Source organism: Chloroflexaceae bacterium (assembly GCA_025057155.1).
Taxonomy (GTDB): Bacteria; Chloroflexota; Chloroflexia; order Chloroflexales; family Chloroflexaceae; genus JACAEO01.
Genome location: JANWYD010000010.1, coordinates 25,066 through 42,774, shown reverse-complemented (window position 1 = coordinate 42,774; position 17,709 = coordinate 25,066). Strand labels below are relative to the sequence as shown.

The window sequence follows — 17,709 nt, the reverse complement described above, 5'->3', positions numbered from 1 at the left end:
CCTCCCCCTGTTGGGAGAGGCGCCGGGCGCTCTCCCCCGGCGGGGGAAGGTTGGTGAGAGGGTGGAGGTTTAGCGAAAAACTTGGTCCACAAACTCCTTATCCCTTCAGATCAGACCCAGGCGCAACTTCCAGACGTTGATCAGGGCCTCAATGACGATGCGGCGCGACATCTTCGAGCGGCCCACGCGCCGGTCGGGGAAGATGATTGGCACCTCGGCGATGCGAAACCCGGCCCGGTAGGCGCGGTAGGCCATCTCGATCTGAAAGGCGTAGCCATTCGAGCGGACGGCAGTAAGATCGAGCTGTTCAAGCACGCGGCGGCGATAGCAGCGGAAGCCGCCGGTAGCGTCGGCGACGGGAAGCGACAGGATCAGGCCGGCGTAGAGATTGCCGCCGCGGCTGATGATGCGGCGTGCCAGGCCCCAGTCGGCGGTTCCGCCGCCGGGTACGTAGCGCGAGCCGATGACCAGGTCGGCGCCGTTTTCGGCGGCGGCGCGCAACTCGGGCAGATAGCGCGGATCGTGGGAGAAGTCGGCGTCCATCTCGAAAATGTATTCGGCCCCTTCGGCCAGGGCGCGCTGGAAGCCGGCGATGTAGGCCGTGCCAAGCCCCAGTTTGCCCGGACGCGCCAGCAATCCCACCCTCGGCTCGGCACGGGCCAGGTCGGCCACCAGCGCCCCGGTGCCGTCGGGCGAGGCATCGTCCACCACTAGCACCCGGCAGCGCGGATCTTCCAGCAGGAGGTGGATCAACTGGATGATGTTCTCCGCCTCGTTGTAGGTTGGCACGACCACCGTGCAATCGGCGACGGCGGGAGGAGGATGGAAGGAGAGTTGACGGCCGGCTGGTACTGTAAGCATAGGGGCTGGAGCCTCGCTTTGGAAAATGGCGGCAACGCTGGCAGCCTCAGGCATCGGGCGCGCCCGTAACAGGCAGATGCTATTATACCCTCGTGCACGTACCAGAAGGCGCGCAAACGAACGGAAACCGTTATGGAAACGAATGCAGCGGCCGATCTCACCGCCTCGCGAGCAACACCCCGCGCCCTGCCCGCTGTGCGCCTTGAGCATCTGTGGGCGCTCCTGTCGCTGAGCGTGATTGCGGCCTGCATCAGCCTGGTGCCCACCTCGCCCAACGATTTCTGGTGGCACCTCAAGGCCGGCGAGCTGATCGCGACCAGTGGCATCCCCACCACCAATCTCTTCGCCTGGACACTGCCGGCTGATCATCCGTATGTCTACCAGAGCTGGCTGGGGGAGTGGTTGTTCTACCAGTTGTATCGCCTGGGCGGCTTTCCGCTGGTCGTATTCGCGCGCAATCTGCTTGGCGCGGCGGTCTTTACCCTGGTGGCGGTCGAGGCGCGACTGCGTAGCGGGTCGTGGCGGCTGGCGGCGCTGGCGGTCTTCGTCGCGGCGACGATGGCGATCAACAATGTGTTGCTGCGCACCCAGATCTGGTCGTGGCTGCCCTTCATGGCGGTATTCATGCTGCTGAGCCGCTACGCCGAGGGGCGCCTGGCCCCCCGCTGGCTGACGGCGCTGCCACTGATTATGGCGCTGTGGGTGAACCTGCACGGGGCCTTTGTGCTGGGCCTGCTAGTAACAGGCGCCTTCCTGGTCGGCGAGACCCTGCGCCGGGCGCTGCGGCAGCCGCGGGCGCTGCCGTGGTCGCGCCTGCGCGCCCTCGGCATAGCGGCGGCGGCGATGCTGGCGGCGACGCTGCTCAACCCCCTCGGACCGGGGGTGTTTGGCTACGTGCGCGATATGCTCGGCAATGCTCCCAGCCAGCAGTTGATCGGCGAGTGGCAATCGCCGACGCCCCGGAGCGTGGCCGGCGCGGCATTTTACCTGGGCGTGCTGGGGGTGATCGCCGCCTTTGCCTTCGCCCGCCGCCGCCCGAGCATCACCGAGGTGCTGCTGGTTTGCGGGCTGGGATGGCAGGCTTTCGTTGGGATGCGCTACGTTATCTGGTGGGGCATGGTGGCGATGCCGATCGCCGCGCAGGCTCTGGCGGCGCCGCGTCCGGTTTTCGGGGCGGTGCGGCCCTCGCCGCGCGAGCGGGGCGCGGGCGGCGCGGCCAATCTGGCCGTCGCGCTCGGCTTGCTGGCCCTGGTGGCAGCGGTGCAACCCTGGAGCAAGCCGTTGCTTAACCTGCCGCAGACCTACCGTGATCTGTTTGTGGAGATGCCCGGCGCGCCGCTGCTCTTCACTACCGAGACGCCGGTCGGCGCGGTAGAGCATCTGCTGGCGGCGCCCTGCGAGGGACGGATCTTCAACGAGATGGGCTACGGCTCGTACATGGCCTGGGCGCTCTACCCTGCAGCGCAGCATTTCATCGATCCGCGGGTGGAGTTGTTCCCCCTGGAGTTATGGCAGGAGTACCGCGCAGTAAGCGAGGGACGCGACGTGGCCGGCTTTTTTGACCGATACGCCATCGCCTGCGCGGTGATTGACAGAGAACTGCAACCGGAACTGGCCCGGACGCTGCCGGCCCTCCCCGGCTGGCAGCGCACCTACGCCGACGGTCGCACCGAGGTGTGGCGCCGATGAGGATCGTGGCCGGACAACAGGGCAAAGCGGCGCTGGCAGGGCTGAGTCTCGACCAGGTGTGGTTGTTCGCGGCAGTGGCGTTTGTCGCCCTGCGGGCCCTGTTGACGCCCATTCCACCTCACGACTTCTGGTGGCACATGGCCACGGGCCGGCTGATCGTCAGCAGCGGGCAGATTCCCACGGTTGACAGCTTCTCGTATACCCGCGCCGGCGAGCCATTCTACAATCAGAGCTGGCTGGCGCAGGTGTTCCTCTACGCGCTGCACCAGCTCGGCGGCGTGCCGCTGATCATCATCGTGCAGGCGCTGGTGCTGGCGCTGGCCTACGGCCTGTTGTTGCGCCTGTGTGTGCGGCGCAGCGGAGCGGTGCGGCTGAGCGCGGGGTTTTTGCTCCTGGGCACTATGCCGGCCTCCTTCGACAACTGGATCGTGCGCCCGCAGACCTACGCGCTGCCGTTGTTCATCGCCTCGCTCTACGTGCTGAGCGCATGGCGCCTGCCGGATCTGCGCGGCAGCCGGGCCGCTCCGGCGCGCTTCTACTGGCCGTTGCTGCTCCTGCCGCTCTTTGGCCTGGTGTGGGTGAACCTGCACGGCTCGTTTGTGCTTGGCGGGGCGCTGATCGCCCTGGTGTTCGTGGGCGAAGCGGCGCGACGCTGGTTCGCTGAGCGGGCCGAAGCGCGGGCCTGGGCCAGCCGGCCGGTTGGTCGGGCCGAGGACATGCTGGAGCGAACTCCGCCGCCCGCCCGCCCGCCACTCTGGCACCTGGTCCTGGCCGGCGCCCTCACCGGCGCAAGCTGGCTGCTTAACCCCGGCGGCGCGCAGGTGCTCGGCTATGTGCGCAACCTCCTGAGCAGCTCGCAGGTGACCGGGCTGGTCACCGAGTGGGCGCCGCCGACCGTCCGCGACCCGAACGGGGCGATCTTCTTCCTCTTTCTGCTGGCCGGGATGGTGATCCTGGCCTATGCCCGCCGGACGCCCGATCCGGTGGATCTGTTGACGGCGGGGGTCTTCCTCTGGCTGGCCCTCAGCGCGGTGCGCAACAATATCTGGTTCGCTGCGGCGGCCACGCCGCTGCTGGTGGTCCAACTGGCGGCCTGGCGCGTCGGGGAGGGGCAGGCGCGCCGGGCGTACCAGGGGCTGCCGGCGCTGAACGCGGCCCTGGCGGGTGTCATCGCCTTGATGCTGGCGCTGGCCCTGCCGTGGGTCAAGCCATCCCTGGGTCTGCCGCCGCAACTGGGCGCCCTGATTGACCCGCAGACGCCCGTGGCGGCAGTGGAGCGTCTGCGCGGCGACCTGCAGCGCCCGGCGCGGCTGTTCCACGCCATGAGCTACGGCAGTTACCTGATCTGGGCGGCGCCCGAGCAGCCAGTGTGGGCCGACCCGCGGATCGAGTTGTATCCGCTTGAGCAGTGGCGCGACTACCAACTGCTCAACAGCGGTCTGGAGGTGGAACGGCTGCTGGCCGCCTATGCCGTGGACGGGCTGCTGCTGAGCAATACCGAGCAGGAACCGCTCGTGGACTGGGCGCGGGCGCGCCCGCAGGAGTGGGAGCTGCGCTTCGCGGATGAGGAGACGAGTTACTTCGCGCGACGGCGGTAGTGTTATACGATTTAGGATTTTGGGTTTGGGATTTTGGATTGAAGGCTATTCTAGAGCGTTTCTTCGAACGGTTGACACAAAGGTGCGAAGGCGCAACGGGTTCGTGGCAGTGATGCCGGCCCCCCGGCTATTGCGTCCTGGCGGTCGCGGTGATCGGGAAACCTCGGTTCAATGCAGGCGAGAAGGGCCACACGCACCTCTAAGTTTCCCGGCATTTCCGCCCCACTCCCAGCCTCCCCCCGTCTCAGGTGTAGGGTTTTTCGAGCCAGAAGCGATTTTCGGCATTCCAATGCGCTTGCAATCCTCACCGTCCCCGCTCCCCGCTCCCGCGCGCGGGAGCGGGGGGAGTTGGGCGTCCCAATGCCCCGGATGGCGCATGCGACGCGAGCATGCGCCGGAAAACCCTACACCTGAGAAAGCCTCCCCGCCGTTAGAGAGGAGCCAGCCCCCCTCCCCCAGCGGGGGAGGGTTAGGGAGGGGGTGGGGGTTTGGCGAACGACTTTGTTTCCAGACAACGTAGCTTAGCAAAAAACCATATTGTTATTTATAGACTGCTCATGGGGTTGCGCTGGCCACGGCGTTATCGAGGACGCGCTGGAACGTGTCCATATCGCTCTTGAGGTCGGCCAGGCGCTGGGCGACCTCGTTGGTCGCAGGGCTGGCGCTGACCACATCAGCAGTACTCAGGCGCACCGTTTCGGCCAGAACGTTGTCGAGACTGGCGTGGATGTGCTCGAGCTGGGCCTTGATGCGTCCGATGTAGGTCGTCAGGTCGCTGGCATTGCGTTGCTTTTCCAGAAGCGCAGCGCGGGTCTCTTCGAGTTGCTGGCGGGTGAAGGGGTCGCTGGCGCTGGAGATCTGCCAGTTGATTTTGGTGATGCGGTCCTGCAGCGCTTCGGGCTTGATCTGCGTCAGATAGGTTTCGATCACCTGACCGCGGTCGGCCAGGGCGTAAGCCTGCTCGACGAGATCGCCGGTCTGGGTGGTGATGCGGGCGAGCAGGCTGGCCAGGGGCGGGCTGGCCCGGGCCACGGCGCGCTCGATCTCGCGCTGCGAGCGTTCGATAGCGTTGAGCTGGTCGCGGAAGGTGGCGCTGTGCAGGCGGGGCCGCACGGGGCGCTGGCTGGCGGCGATCACCACAGGGCTACGCCCGCCGATGACAACCATGGCGCCGTAGGCCAGCAGGCCGAGGGGCAGGAGCCACCAGTAGAGCAACAGGCCGGCGGCGATAGCGGCGAGCAACACCATCAGCGCGAGAGGTTGCCGGGCGGTGTAGGCGTAAGGATTGCGCATTGGCGTTCCTCTAGAGCATTTCTTCAGATAGTGTGACGCAACGGCGCGGAGACGTAGAGCATCGCAATCAGTACTACGAACATGTTGCGTCTTTGCAGCCTTGCGTCACCGGAAGCTTCATCATCTACCATCACCTCAAGGTCTCGCGGCAGGCGCCAGGGGGCGGATGCGCCGGTCCCAGGCATTGAGCAGAGCCGCCAGCACGTCGGCCGAGGGCGACTCGACCTGGGCGGCGATGTCCAGGCTGATGCCGCGGCTGGCGTAGCGCGCGAACGGGTTGGCAGCGTCGTTGCCGCCGGGGACGACATCCGGATCAATGGGGCGAAAGCCGTACTGGAGGGCCAGTTCCTGCTGCGGGCGCTGGAGGAGGAAGTCGCGGAAGCGCCGGGCGGCTTCACGCTCTTCGCTGGTCGTCAGCGGGTCATCGAGAATCGCATAGGGATGGTCGCTGAAGATGGTTGCCGGAGGGTAATAGACGCGCAGGGGCTGGTTCCAGCGTTGCTCGCCGGCGGCCATGTATTCAATGGCCAGGTTCTCGTAGACAATCACGATGTCGTAGCTGCTCGGGCCGAGCTGCACCATTTGCTGCATGAGCGTACCGGTGCTCGAGCCGAGATCGTAGACGCCGACCTCCATCTCCTCAAGCCAGGTCAGGAAGTTCGGATTCTCAACATCGGCGACGGTCAGGCCGGCGGTTTTGTTGTGGAAGGCATAGGCCATAAGCACGAGGGTCTGCGTGCCGCTGTTCGAGGTGAGCGGCGAGGTATGGCCAAGCTTCACCGGACCCCAGCGTTGCGCCTGTTGCCCTTCGCGAGTGTCGGGGCCAAAGCCGCGGGCCTCGGCCACGGCGCTCCAGCCTCCCTCGTTGGCGATGGCATCATGGAGGTCGTTCCAGAAATTGGCGGCGCTGTCAGGCCAGAGCAGGCGGGCGCGCTGCTCCCAGGCCACGGCGACCAGCGGGGTCAGGGCCAGGGGCGTGGCCTCGCCGGCGATGATGCTCGCGCGGTTACGGGCGGCCCACTCGCTGGCGAGGGTATCGGTCCAGAGGCTGCTGGCAGGGCTGACCACCACCGGGCGGGGGGCGACGCTCCAGTCCTGGCGAGCCGCTCGCTCGGCGATCTCGCGCGAACCCATGCCTATCAGACGAACGGTAATGGGGCGGACACCGATAGTTTCGCCGCGGGCCTGGAAGCGGCGCGCAGCCTCTTCCAGCCAGGCTTCCTTCTCGGTGCCATACCAGATCACCACCTCGACCGGCGTGATCCGCGGGCCGAGGCCCAGATCAAGCGGGGCGTAGCCAAGCGGCGCGGGCAATGGCACCAGCAATTTGAGCGCCAGGGCAAGGAGGCAGCAGGCGAGGAAACCCAGCCCGATGGCGCGATAGAGAAAGGGCATACAGTCCTCGATAGCTAGAGCGCTGACCGGAATGCTTGATCCACTTAGAACACCGAGCCGCGTGGTCCGCGGCGCTCGTGCCGCCATCGGTGCGGATCAATCTTTCCGAGAAACCCTATTGTCCGATGTTTTGCCTGCAGATTGGCTGCGGCGCCTCTAGTTACTGGAGACGTATTGGTGAACTTCTACGAGCCTGCACTGACCGGGCGCCGACGGGAGACGGCCCGGACCACTTCCATTCTAGCCCAGGCAAGGCGCCAGAGGAAGGGGTATGTGGTCCTCACCCTCCCCCCGACTCCCTCCCTCTCCACCTGCCGTGGAGAGGGAGGGGGTTCTCAGGTGCAGGGTTTTCCGGCCCATCCTCGCGTCGCATGCGCCATCCAGGGCATTGGGGCGCCCAACTCCCCCCTCTCCCGCTCGCGGGAGAGGGGTGCGGGGGGGTGAGGACCGCAAGCGCATTGGAATGCCGAAAACCCCTTCTCGCTCAAAAACCCTGCACCTGAGAGGAGGGAGGGGGAGGAACAGCGCCCCGACCTGATGAGGGTCCGGGATGGCCAGGCCCTCCCAGGAGCCGCGATACTTTGTTCCAGGCGTATCAGAGAATGGTCGCCATTTCACCACCCGGCGGCAGCCATAGATTAACCGGGCGCCCGGGGCGACGCTGCTATACTGCGACGAGATGAGCAACATGGCGCGCCCGGTTCCATCCGACCAGAGCCCTGCGTCAGGGAACGGCCGAGCAGGCTCTTCGCGCGGCGCCGGAGGCCCTGTTCGAGCGCCAACACGGCGCTGAACGCCTCCGCGATGCGCCGCGCCCAATCCACAATCCAAAATCGGCAATCTGAAATAGAGCATGAGGTGGCGTATGGGAACCCTTCCGAGCGCGTGGGCCGAAGTAGACGCCGAAGGCCGGCTGGTGATCCCGCCGGAGCTGGCTGCGCATCTGGGTCTGGAACCCGGCGCCCAGGTGCGCCTGGAGGTCGGCGCGAACGACCTGCGCCTCCATCGCCCGGTCACGCACCTCAACAAAGTGTACATCGAGCCGACGAACGTCTGTAACATTGCCTGCCGCACCTGCATGCGCAATAGCTGGGAGGTGAACGAAGGGCGCATGAGCGAGGCGACCTTCGGACGGATTCTGGAAGGGCTGGAGGCCCTGACGCCGCCACCAGCGGTCTTCTTCGGCGGTATTGGCGAGCCGCTGGCCCACCCGCGGATTGTCGAGATGGTGGCGCGGGTCAAGGGGCTGGGGGCTTTCGCCGAACTGATCACCAACGGCACCCTGCTCGACGAGCGGCGGGCCCGCGGGTTGATCGCCGCGGGCCTCGATGTGCTGTGGGTTTCGATTGACGGGGCCACGCCCGAAAGCTACGCCGACGTGCGCCTCGGCGCGGAGTTGCCCAGGGTGCTGGAGAATATGGCCCGCTTCCGCCAGTTGCGCCCGGCCGGGCACCACGCGAAGCCGGAGATGGGCATCAACTTTGTGGCTATGCGGCGCAACATCGCCGACCTGCCCACGGTGATCGCCACGGGACGGCGGCTGGGAGCGACGCGCTTTATGGTCAGCAATGTGCTGCCCTACACGCCCGAACTGTGCGACGAGGTGCTCTACAACCGCACGTTGCGGGACATCGCCTATCTGCCCTCGGCGTGGCTGCCGCGGCTGAGCTTCCCCAAGATGGATCTGAACGATGCTACTGAGGAAGCCTTCCTGCGCGCTCTGCGCAGCGGCGCCAACGTCACCTTTGCCGGCAACAACCTGGGCGGGGCCAACGATGTGTGCACCTTCATCGAGCACGGCTCGATGACTATCGGTTGGGACGGCAACGTCAGCCCGTGCCCGCCGCTGCTCTACGACCACATCAGCTACCTGCACCGGCGCCGGCGCGTGTCGCACCGGCACATCATCGGCAACCTGGCTGAGCGCGATCTGCTCGATCTGTGGAACGATCCGGGCTACGTGGCCTATCGCCAGCGGGTGCAGAACTTCGCCTTCGCGCCCTGCACCGCCTGCGGCGGCTGCGATCTGTCGGAGGCGAACCTGGAGGACTGTCTGGGCAACGAGTTTCCGGTGTGCGGGGGCTGCCTGTGGGCCCAGGCGGTTATTCAGTGCCCGTGACATGATTTTGGATTTCGGATTTTGGATTTTGGATTGCTGTATATGGGGTCTGAGTGAGACCTGGGCGTACTGAGCCTCCACTGGATGACAGGAACAGGAAAGACTCTGGGAGGGCCATGCCTTCCCAGGGTCTTTCTTGTTCAATCCTGGCAGGATGGGGAAAATCGTTTTCCCGTGCCCCTGCCCCCTGGAAACAGGCAGTGGGTGCAACCTTGAAGGTTGCACCCACGGGGCCTTAAAGGTTGCACTCACCGGGGTCTCCCGGATGGCGACGGCGGCGACAGGCTGTGCTACAATCTCTACCGTCAGACGCAAGTATTGCCCGACAAAGGAGTCCTGGCCATGACTGAGAGCTTCCGGATCGAGAAAGACTCACTCGGCGAGATGCAGGTGCCGGCCAACGCCCTCTACGGCGCGCAGACGCAGCGCGCTGTGCTGAACTTCCCCGTCTCGGGCATGAAGCCCTACCCGGCGTTTGTGTGGGCGCAGGCGGTGATCAAGCGGGCCGCGGCTGAAGTGAACCGCGACCTGGGTCTGCTCGAGGCGCGCCTGGCCGACGCCATCATCGAGGCTGCCGATGAGGTGCTCGCGGGCAAGCATGCCGATCAGTTCGTGGTCGATCCCTTCCAGGCCGGCGCGGGCACCTCGCACAACATGAACCTGAACGAGGTGATCGCCAATCGCGCCAACCAGATCCTCGGCTTCGCCCTCGACGACCCGAACAAGCCGGTCAGCCCGAATGATCACGTCAACATGGCCCAGTCCACCAACGACACCATTCCCACTGCCATCCGGCTGGGGTGTCTCTGGCGGCTCAATGAACTGCTGGCAGCGATTGACGGCCTGGCCGACGCCCTGGAGGCCAAGGCCCGCGAGTTTGACGACGTGGTGAAGTCGGGGCGCACGCACCTGCAAGACGCAGTGCCGGTGCGCCTGGGGCAGGAGTTCGGGGCCTACGCCCTGGCCGTGCGCAATGACCGCGAGCGCATCGCCACTGCGGCCGACCGTTTGCGGCGGCTGGGGATCGGCGGTACGGCCACCGGTACGGGCCTCAACGCCCATCCTGAGTACCACCAGCGCATGATTGAGAAGCTCAGCGCCCTGACCGGCCAGAACCTGCGGAGTTCGGGCAATCTGTTTGAGAGTATGCAGAGCATGGCCGACCCGGCGGACTTCTCGGCGGCGCTGCGCACCCTGGCCATCACCCTGACGCGGATCGCCAATGACTTCCGCCTGCTCTCCTCCGGTCCCGCGACAGGTCTGGACGAGATCCGCCTGCCGGCAGTGCAACCCGGGTCGAGCATTATGCCCGGCAAGGTCAACCCGGTGCTGGCCGAGATGCTGAACATGGCCTGTTTCCACGTGCAGGGCAACGACCTGGCGGTGAGCCTGGCGGCGCAGGCGGGGCAACTCGAGCTGAACGTGATGATGCCCATCATCGCCCACAACCTCTTCGAGATGATGCACGTGCTGATCGGGGCCATCAATGCCTTTACAACCAAGTGCGTGGTAGGCGTGACGGCCAATCGCGAGAAGGCCGAGGGCTGGCTGGCCAAGAATGCCATTCTGGTGACGGCGCTCAATCCGGTGATCGGCTACCTGAACGGCGCGGCAGTGGCCAAAGAGGCCATGGCCACGGGCAAGACAATCAAAGAGGTGGTCGTCGAGAAAGGCCTGCTCACCCCCGAGGAGGTGGACCGGCTGATTGACGCGCGCAAGATGACCGAGGGCGGCATTCAGGGGATCGCCGCCGCAGGGTAGAAGACGGGGGAGAATGGTTGTAGCGCAACCTTCCAGGGTTGCGTGGTTGCGCAACCTTTAAGGTTACGTTACCTGGCGGTCCTGGGCGGGTAAGGTCCGCCCAGGGCCGCCTGCGCGCTTTAACGGACAAGAACCGGCAGATAGACCCGGTTCCAGCTCGCCTGGTCCTGCTGCGCGGCGTCTTCAGCCTCGGCGGCGCGCAGGGCCTCCAGGTACGGCGTCAGGTCGGTATCGAGCGGGGCGGCATCGAGTTCGGCCGCCTCGGCCGCCAGCGCGGCCGGCAGGGCGCCAGTGGCCTGCTGTACCAGCAGGGCGAAGCTCAGCACAATCTCGCTGGCGGTGAAGTTGCAGTGGCCGAATCGGGTGATTGGGATCACCGTCACCCGCCCCGCGCCTTCGGGACGGGCCTTCAGCCAGTAGCGCAGGCTCTGGTCGAAGCGCACCACCTCGTCCTGGGTGGTGTGGGGCATGACGATGGGGACGCGCGGCCTGCCGCTGGTCTCGTAGTTCGCGCGGATGGCACCCAGGGCCGTCGAGCTGGCACGAAAACGGGCGACGCGCAGGTTCAGCCGCAGGTCGTTTTCGGAGCCCCAGTACCAGCGGTTCACGTTGTCGAAGGGATTGCCGCCGAGCCGATCCTCGGCGTCCGCGGCGGAGAGGGCGCTGTAGAACATTACCGACTGAATCGTCTTGAGATGCGGATAGGCATCCCGGAGATCCACCGGCGCTTTGGTGACCGCGATGAGTTGCCGCGCGCCGGAGGGATTGGCCAGTACGGCCCCCGTGACGGCGGGGCCATACTGATCCCTCCAGGCTTCCGAATTCGGCGCCAGGAGTTGCGGCGGTCGCAGGGCGCCGGGGAAGAAGTAATCGAAGACCACGCGGAAATCGCCCCAGTAGTTCACGTGGCGCCGGAAGTCGCCGACGATGCCGCAGGCGGCCAGGGCGCCCGCGAACTTGTCGGGGTGCTTTTCCGCCAGGAGGGTGGCGATCAGGCCGCCCATGGAGGCGCCAGTGATGTAGACCCGGCCAGCGTAGGGCTGACCGGTTTGTGTCTGATAGCCTGCCTTGAAGACTTCCAGCAATTCGAGAAGATCCTCCTGGGCCTGGAGCACGACCAGGCCATTTTTGCGGTAAGTGGTGGCGGCGAAGGCATAGCCCAGGCTCTGCACCAGGGTTGGCAACGCAATCGGCGGATCGCCCGGCAGTTCATCCTGGAACGTCAGCGGGTCGTCACGAAGCACGTAGCCATGGGCCCAGAGCACCAGGTCGCCGTTCCAGCCGCTCTGGGGGACGCAGATCTTGTACTGCGCCCCGCTCAACAGCGCGCCTGTCACACATTCTCCAGGAACGGGGGTGGCGGCAGGGGCCGGCGCCGCCCGGGTGGGGCGAATGCCGCCAGCGCCGATGCTCAGGGCGACCACGAGCGCAACCAGCACCAACCATCGCGCACGCATACGCTGCCTCCTTCCGATCAACCGCACAGGCAGTTCAACACGCAGTGTCGGGTCGCGTCGTCGCGCAGCGCCGTCGGGGAAGCGCCAGGGTTGCGGCGGGCCGAGGTGGGAGGGAACCGGGTTTTCGCAGTGGGCACAACCCTCCGGGTTGCGCCCCTGCCCACTCGATGGCCTCAGTATAACACCGCCCGGCGGAAGGTCAATGACAATAAAGAGTGTAGTTTAATCTACTTTTCAATCTTTTTTTACTAGAATATAACATTTTCGTAGTACTATACGCTACATCAATCTCGCGGAAGACCATGCGACGGGGCTGAGCCGCGTAGTTGCCAGGGGGTAACGGGGCCTTCCTCCATGTCGAGGACAGAGCAGCGCCATGGCGCGCTGACGGCTCGCCCTGCCGCGCGACAGGAGGCCAGGTATGCTTCAGCGGATCGCGTTCCATTGCCGGTGGCTGCTGCTCATGGTTGTGGTTCTCCTGGGGCTGGCGGTTCTGCCCGCTGCCGCGCCCGTCGCCCAGGCACAGACAGCCCCCTATGTGGAGTTGCGCGGCTGGGCCGTGCTGCCCGCCGACACCTTCGCCGCCGGCCCGCCCTCGGGCTTCGCCATCAGCCCGGCCAACAACCGGCGTCCGCCCTTCGCCCAGCAGCCGGTGCAGGGCTTCAGCGCTGTACTGCCCCTCTGGAACGGCAACTGGCTCGGTCTCTCCGACAATGGCTTTGGGGCCAAGGGCAACAGCGCCGACTACCGGCTGCGCTGGTACGAACTCAGGGTGGATTTCGGCCGCAGAAGCGTTAGCGTTATCGGCTACACCGAGATGAGCGATCCCGACCGCCGCGTACCCTTCCCCATCGTCAACGCCAACCTCGACCGGGTGCTCACCGGCGGCGATTTCGACCCCGAGTCGTTCCGCCAGGCCCCTGATGGCACGTTCTGGGTCGGCGACGAGTTCGGCCCCTTCCTGCTGCACCTCGACGTCCGCGGCCGCCTCCTGGAGCCGCCCTACGCCACGCCCGTGCCCCCCGCGCTGCGACCCTTCGCCCGCGGGCTGGATGTGGTGAAGTCTCCCGAACATCCCGACTTCGCGGCGCTGCCCACGCCCGAAGCGCGCCGCGCCGCCGCCAATCTGCCCACCAGCCGCGGCTTCGAAGGCCTGGCCCTCAACACGAGCGGCACGCGCCTCTATCCCCTGCTCGAAGGGCCGCTCTTCGACGACCCGGTGCGGAACCGTCTGCTCCTGCGCGAATTTGACCTGGCGACGAAGCAGTATACCGACCGGATCTGGTTCTACCCCATGGAGGCGCCCAACCACGCCATCGGCGAGCTGACGGCGATCAACGACCGGGAGTTTCTGGTGATCGAGCGCGACGCTGGCGAAGGTCCCACGGCCCTCTTCAAGCGCATCTACCTGGTGAGCCTCGACCGGGTGAGCGAGGGTGGCGTACTGCAAAAGGAGCTGCTGGTAGACCTCATGCAGATCACCGACCGGAACAAAATCACCCGCCCCGAGGAGGGCGCCTTCGGCTTTGGGCCGATCTTCAAGTTCCCCTTCGTAACTATTGAGGCTGTCTACCCGGTGGACAGCCGCACGCTGCTGGTGCTCAACGACAACAACTACCCCTTCAGTGCCGGCCGGCGGCCCGGACTGGCCCCCGACGATAACGAATTCATCCTGGTGTATCTGCCGAAGAGCTTGAATCTCAAACGACAGTAGCTGCGACGACACGCCAGGCCCTCAGACGGGCAGGGAATGGGGAAACCGGGTTTTCCCCATTCTTTATATCGTCAACGCGGCCAGGCGCCGGAGCAAACGCTGGTAGAAGCGCCGCTGCCGGCCAAACTGGGTGAGTTGCGGCGTGATACAGATGTCCAGGTGGTCCATGCCCCGCTCCCAGCAGAAGTGCCACTGCCCCGGCGCAAAGGCGCTTGATGGGGTGTTGGCGTCGAACTTGGCGCCGGCGGGGTGGTTTCCATTGGTGAAGGGGTGGCGCTGCGAAACTGTCGGCGCCAGGCCATCATTCTCCCACCAGTCGGCGCTACGAAAGTTGGCCAGCGGGATGGGCGGATAGGCGAACTCCTTGCGCCCCATATAGGTGGAGAGGCCCAGCAGCGCCGGGTTCATGCGAAAATCCGGGTAGTGGCGGCCGCTGATCAGGCCCGCGCTGGTCTGTTCAGTGATGTAGGCGAAGTAATAGGTGTGCGGATACGTATTCCAGACGCCGTTATCGGCGTAGGCCCCCTGCAACGAGAGGCTGTAGGCGACGTTGTCGGCGCCCCAGAAGAAGGGTGACCCGGCCAGGCGGTTGAGGTAGTCGAGGAGGGTCTCATCGGCGCGCCGGCTGAAACCCCAGTGCTGCAGGTCGAAATCGTAGAGCACCTCCAGGAAGCGCCCGGTGGCGGTGGTAAACATTTCGAGCATCAGCGCGATCAGAACGATGCCGTTCTCAGGTTTGAGTCGCCCGCTCTGCTCGTCCACGCCGAAGAAGTAGGTTAGTGTGCTGCCGTTAAGCACTCCCGAAATGGCGCTGATCGAGGCGACCCGGCGGGCGTCGCTGCCCCAGCCCCAGGCATCGCTGGCCAGCAGATGCTGCAGGCAGCGGATCGTCTGCGCGCCCAGGCTGTGACCCACCAGATGCACCGGATTGCTGGCGCTCCAGTCGGGCGCAAAGCCCTTGCCGGTGTAATCGCGCCCGAAACGCGCGTGACCGGCCTGCGTGGAGTGTTCAGCTCCATAGTCCACCCGCGCGCCCTTGATCTGCGCCGCCAGTTCGCAGGCGCGGTCGTAGGCTGAACTGATCGGCCCCACGCTGGCCTCGAAGCGCGGCAGCGGCGAGGCTACGCGGAGCGCGCTGCCCAGTAGTTCAGCGGCTCCAGTTCGTTGGGTCCAAAGCCGAACAGGCCGTGCTCGAAGATGACGGGCCGATGGTTGGGCATAGGGACCTCCTTTAAAAGGGAAGGCTATGTGATGACGGACAGTAACGACTAATTAGTCTGTAAACGAAGTTTCCTTGCATTTCCGCCCCCCTCCCAACCTCCCCCCCGATCGGGGAGGCGTCGGATTCCCTCCCCCGGCGGGTTTAGGGGCGGACAGAACGCATGAGCGCAGATGTGATTCATGGCGTTGGGATGCGCTGTTTCATCCTCACTCTCTGCCCCTCTCCCGCGTGCGGGAGAGGGGAGGCCAGAACCGTGCTCGGAGCAGTTCCAATGCGGTAGCGCCGGTGTTCGCTCGGGTGTTCTGTCCGCCCTTAAACCCCAGCGGGGGAGGGTTGGGGAGGGGGGGTTTGCCGAAAAACTTCGTTCACAGACTAATAAGTTACAACGATGGGTCTCACAGGACGGAGCCGTCATCCGCGCAGGCGGACGCCCGGCTTATGAAGATTAAGAATATAAACCGGTATTCGCTCTGTAGCCCAGCGGCTGAAGCCGCGGGCTACGGATGCGAAGCCCGCCTGCGCGGGCTATGCCGGATTTAATTCTTAATCTTCATCAGCCGGTGCAGGCGCAACACCCGCTGCCAGCGGCAAGTTTTGGGTAATGTACAAGCCTGATGAGAGGGTCTGGCAAGGCGTAGCCCTCCCAGGGTTTTCCTGCCCGGTCCGGGTCGAGTTCGGCGCGTCGGCAAATCTCGATGAGTCCTGACAGAGCATAGTCCTGCCAGGCTTTTCTTACCGCCACTCTCGAAGTCTCCCTGGTGATCGAACCGTTCGCCAGGGTAGCGATTTTGATCCGCCCACATAACGCAGCGCGTTGTACACTGAGAGCCATGGGCGCGCACAGCGGGGCGCGAGGGGTATAGATTCCCCTCTGGACCGCATGACATCGAAAGCGAGGTAGCACAATGGCCCATATTCTGATGATCGTCCCCCCCGAGCAGTTTCGTGACGAAGAGCTGTTTGAAACCCGCGCCGAACTGGAGCGGGCCGGCCATAGCACGGTAGTGGCCAGCACAACTAACCGGCCCTGCAGCGGCATGCTCGGCGGGCGGGTGATGCCAGGGCTGACCCTGGCGCAGGTTGATCCCGAAATCTTCGACGGGGTCGTGTTCGTGGGCGGATTGGGCGTAAAGCGCTACTACCACGACCCCCAGGCCCTGCGCATTGCTCGCGCCATGCACGAACGGGGCAAACTGGTGGCGGCTATTTGCCTGGCCCCGGTGGTGCTGGCTAACGCCGGGCTGCTTACGGGCCGCAATGCCACGGTCTCGGCAAGCGAGGCGAAAACCCTGGAACGCATGGGCGCCCATTACTGCGGGCCGGGGGTGGCAGTGGACGGCAACATTATCACCGCCGACGGCCCGACCAGCGCCCGTCGCTTTGGTCAGGCGATCGCCGCTCATTTCGCTCCTGTTGTCGTGTAGAAGCGTGGCGCGGCACGGCGCACCTCCGCCTCTTCTCCCAGCCTGTTTCAGGGCGGACAGGCAGGGGCGACCGTCCGGTCGCCCCTGCCGCTTGCTGCGGCAGGTGGATTATGCTTTCCCCATAAGCGGCGCGGAATAAGATACCTCTATTCGGGTTCCAGGAGGGCTGCTCCCTCCCCCGCGAGACCTTGCCGCCCCGTGCGCATAAACGCAGCAAATTTGCTATAATAGGGCTCACACCTCCCCTTTTCCAACATAAAAGCATGTTTCGGCCCGGCCCGAGAGCCGGGGGGCACGCACCCTTCTGCTCAAAGACCGCTTCGAGACGATGTTGCTGTCCCCCTGACTCCGGAAGCGCCGCCGAACCATGCCTGAAGGAGTCAGACCGTGTCTACCCCCGCCGGGCCACGCCGGGTCACCCTGTTCGTCACCTGCATCGTAGACCAGCTCTACCCCGAAATTGGCAAGGCCACGGTGCAGATCCTCGAACATCTGGGGGTTGCCATCCACGTGCCCCGTGGCCTGACGTGCTGCGGCCAGATGGCCTTCAACGCCGGTTTCCGCGACGAGTCCTACGCCGTGGCCGGGCGGACGATCGAGTTATTGCGCGGCCAGGGCGACGTGGTGCTGCCCTCCGGCTCGTGCGCGGCGATGATCCGCCACCTCTACGCCGAACTGTTCGCCCACAGCCCCTACGCTCGTCCCGCTGCTGAACTGGCCGCCCGCACTTACGAACTGACCGAGTACCTGGTGGACGTGCTGGGTATCACCGACATTGGCGCCCATTATCAGGGGCGCATCACCTACCACGATGCCTGCCACGGTCTGCGCTTCCTCGGGGTTGGGCGCCAGGCCCGCGCGCTGCTGGCGCACGTCCGCGAGGCGGAGATACATCCGCTCCCGAATTGCGAGACCTGTTGCGGATTCGGCGGATTGTTCGCCATCAAGCAGCACGCTATCTCCGAAGCGATGCTCGACCGAAAAATCCGTGATGTTCAGGCGACAGGGGCCGATCTGCTCGTGACCGGCGACGCCTCATGTATGACCCAGATCGGCGGCGGGCTGTCGCGCCGCAGCATCCCGACCCGTGCGCGCCACATCGCCGAAGTGCTCGCCAATATGGTGGATGCCCGACCGGTGTAAGGCCGCGGCAGAAGGAGGCGGGGGACGGCTTCG

At 65.4% G+C, this 17,709-nt stretch carries 12 protein-coding genes; 7 read left to right on the top strand and 5 right to left on the bottom strand.

Going from position 1 to position 17,709, the window contains the following annotated elements:
* Positions 1–105 precede the first annotated feature (105 nt).
* On the bottom strand, positions 106–861 hold the full coding sequence (locus NZU74_10720; protein ID MCS6881798.1) for a polyprenol monophosphomannose synthase: 756 nt from the start codon (positions 859–861) through the stop codon (positions 106–108).
* 132 nt (positions 862–993) lie between these two features.
* On the opposite strand from NZU74_10720, the gene NZU74_10715 reads away from it, so the two are divergent.
* Positions 994–2,550, top strand: coding sequence for a hypothetical protein (locus NZU74_10715; GenBank protein ID MCS6881797.1), 1,557 nt, complete (start codon positions 994–996; stop codon positions 2,548–2,550).
* The gene (locus tag NZU74_10710) at positions 2,547–4,148 is read left to right on the top strand and encodes a hypothetical protein (GenBank protein ID MCS6881796.1); all 1,602 of its coding nucleotides are present in this window, start codon (positions 2,547–2,549) and stop codon (positions 4,146–4,148) included. Before NZU74_10715 ends, NZU74_10710 begins: the two co-directional genes overlap by 4 nt.
* Before the next feature lie 555 nt (positions 4,149–4,703).
* On the opposite strand, the gene NZU74_10705 is transcribed toward NZU74_10710, so the two are convergent.
* Together NZU74_10705 and NZU74_10700 are read right to left on the bottom strand one after the other, a co-directional pair.
* Entirely contained in the window at positions 4,704–5,441 is a 738-nt protein-coding gene (locus tag NZU74_10705) for a hypothetical protein (protein ID MCS6881795.1), read from the bottom strand.
* Positions 5,442–5,576: 135 nt separating this feature from the next.
* Positions 5,577–6,836, bottom strand: coding sequence for a substrate-binding domain-containing protein (locus tag NZU74_10700; protein ID MCS6881794.1), 1,260 nt, complete (start codon positions 6,834–6,836; stop codon positions 5,577–5,579).
* An 865-nt stretch (positions 6,837–7,701) separates the two neighbouring features.
* On the opposite strand from NZU74_10700, the gene NZU74_10695 reads away from it, so the two are divergent.
* Together NZU74_10695 and NZU74_10690 are read left to right on the top strand one after the other, a co-directional pair.
* Complete coding sequence (locus NZU74_10695; protein ID MCS6881793.1) at positions 7,702–8,955, top strand: radical SAM protein; 1,254 nt, start codon at positions 7,702–7,704, stop codon at positions 8,953–8,955.
* Between the two features lie 342 nt (positions 8,956–9,297).
* Positions 9,298–10,716, top strand: coding sequence for an aspartate ammonia-lyase (locus NZU74_10690; protein MCS6881792.1), 1,419 nt, complete (start codon positions 9,298–9,300; stop codon positions 10,714–10,716).
* Between the two features lie 119 nt (positions 10,717–10,835).
* On the opposite strand, the gene NZU74_10685 is transcribed toward NZU74_10690, so the two are convergent.
* The gene (locus NZU74_10685; protein ID MCS6881791.1) at positions 10,836–12,173 is read right to left on the bottom strand and encodes a prolyl oligopeptidase family serine peptidase; all 1,338 of its coding nucleotides are present in this window, start codon (positions 12,171–12,173) and stop codon (positions 10,836–10,838) included.
* 421 nt (positions 12,174–12,594) lie between these two features.
* On the opposite strand from NZU74_10685, the gene NZU74_10680 reads away from it, so the two are divergent.
* On the top strand, positions 12,595–13,887 hold the full coding sequence (locus NZU74_10680; protein ID MCS6881790.1) for an esterase-like activity of phytase family protein: 1,293 nt from the start codon (positions 12,595–12,597) through the stop codon (positions 13,885–13,887).
* 63 nt (positions 13,888–13,950) lie between these two features.
* On the opposite strand, the gene NZU74_10675 is transcribed toward NZU74_10680, so the two are convergent.
* Positions 13,951–14,979 carry a hypothetical protein gene (locus NZU74_10675; GenBank protein ID MCS6881789.1) on the bottom strand — a complete coding sequence of 343 codons (1,029 nt, stop codon included), beginning with the start codon at positions 14,977–14,979 and terminating at the stop codon, positions 13,951–13,953.
* Between the two features lie 1,035 nt (positions 14,980–16,014).
* On the opposite strand from NZU74_10675, the gene NZU74_10670 reads away from it, so the two are divergent.
* Both NZU74_10670 and NZU74_10665 read left to right on the top strand, forming a co-directional pair.
* Complete coding sequence (locus NZU74_10670; GenBank protein MCS6881788.1) at positions 16,015–16,533, top strand: DJ-1/PfpI family protein; 519 nt, start codon at positions 16,015–16,017, stop codon at positions 16,531–16,533.
* A gap of 387 nt (positions 16,534–16,920) precedes the next feature.
* Complete coding sequence (locus NZU74_10665; protein ID MCS6881787.1) at positions 16,921–17,676, top strand: (Fe-S)-binding protein; 756 nt, start codon at positions 16,921–16,923, stop codon at positions 17,674–17,676.
* The last annotated feature ends 33 nt before the right edge of the window (positions 17,677–17,709 follow it).

Excerpts from the sequence above, each read along its gene's own strand:
- NZU74_10720 (MCS6881798.1), bottom strand. The coding sequence starts at position 861 with ATGCTTACAGTACCAGCCGGCCGTCAACTCTCCTTCCATCCTCCTCCC.
- NZU74_10715 (MCS6881797.1), top strand. The coding sequence starts at position 994 with ATGGAAACGAATGCAGCGGCCGATCTCACCGCCTCGCGAGCAACACCC.
- NZU74_10710 (MCS6881796.1), top strand. The coding sequence starts at position 2,547 with ATGAGGATCGTGGCCGGACAACAGGGCAAAGCGGCGCTGGCAGGGCTG.
- NZU74_10705 (MCS6881795.1), bottom strand. The coding sequence starts at position 5,441 with ATGCGCAATCCTTACGCCTACACCGCCCGGCAACCTCTCGCGCTGATG.
- NZU74_10700 (MCS6881794.1), bottom strand. The coding sequence starts at position 6,836 with ATGCCCTTTCTCTATCGCGCCATCGGGCTGGGTTTCCTCGCCTGCTGC.
- NZU74_10695 (MCS6881793.1), top strand. The coding sequence starts at position 7,702 with ATGGGAACCCTTCCGAGCGCGTGGGCCGAAGTAGACGCCGAAGGCCGG.
- NZU74_10690 (MCS6881792.1), top strand. The coding sequence starts at position 9,298 with ATGACTGAGAGCTTCCGGATCGAGAAAGACTCACTCGGCGAGATGCAG.
- NZU74_10685 (MCS6881791.1), bottom strand. The coding sequence starts at position 12,173 with ATGCGTGCGCGATGGTTGGTGCTGGTTGCGCTCGTGGTCGCCCTGAGC.
- NZU74_10680 (MCS6881790.1), top strand. The coding sequence starts at position 12,595 with ATGCTTCAGCGGATCGCGTTCCATTGCCGGTGGCTGCTGCTCATGGTT.
- NZU74_10670 (MCS6881788.1), top strand. The coding sequence starts at position 16,015 with ATGGCCCATATTCTGATGATCGTCCCCCCCGAGCAGTTTCGTGACGAA.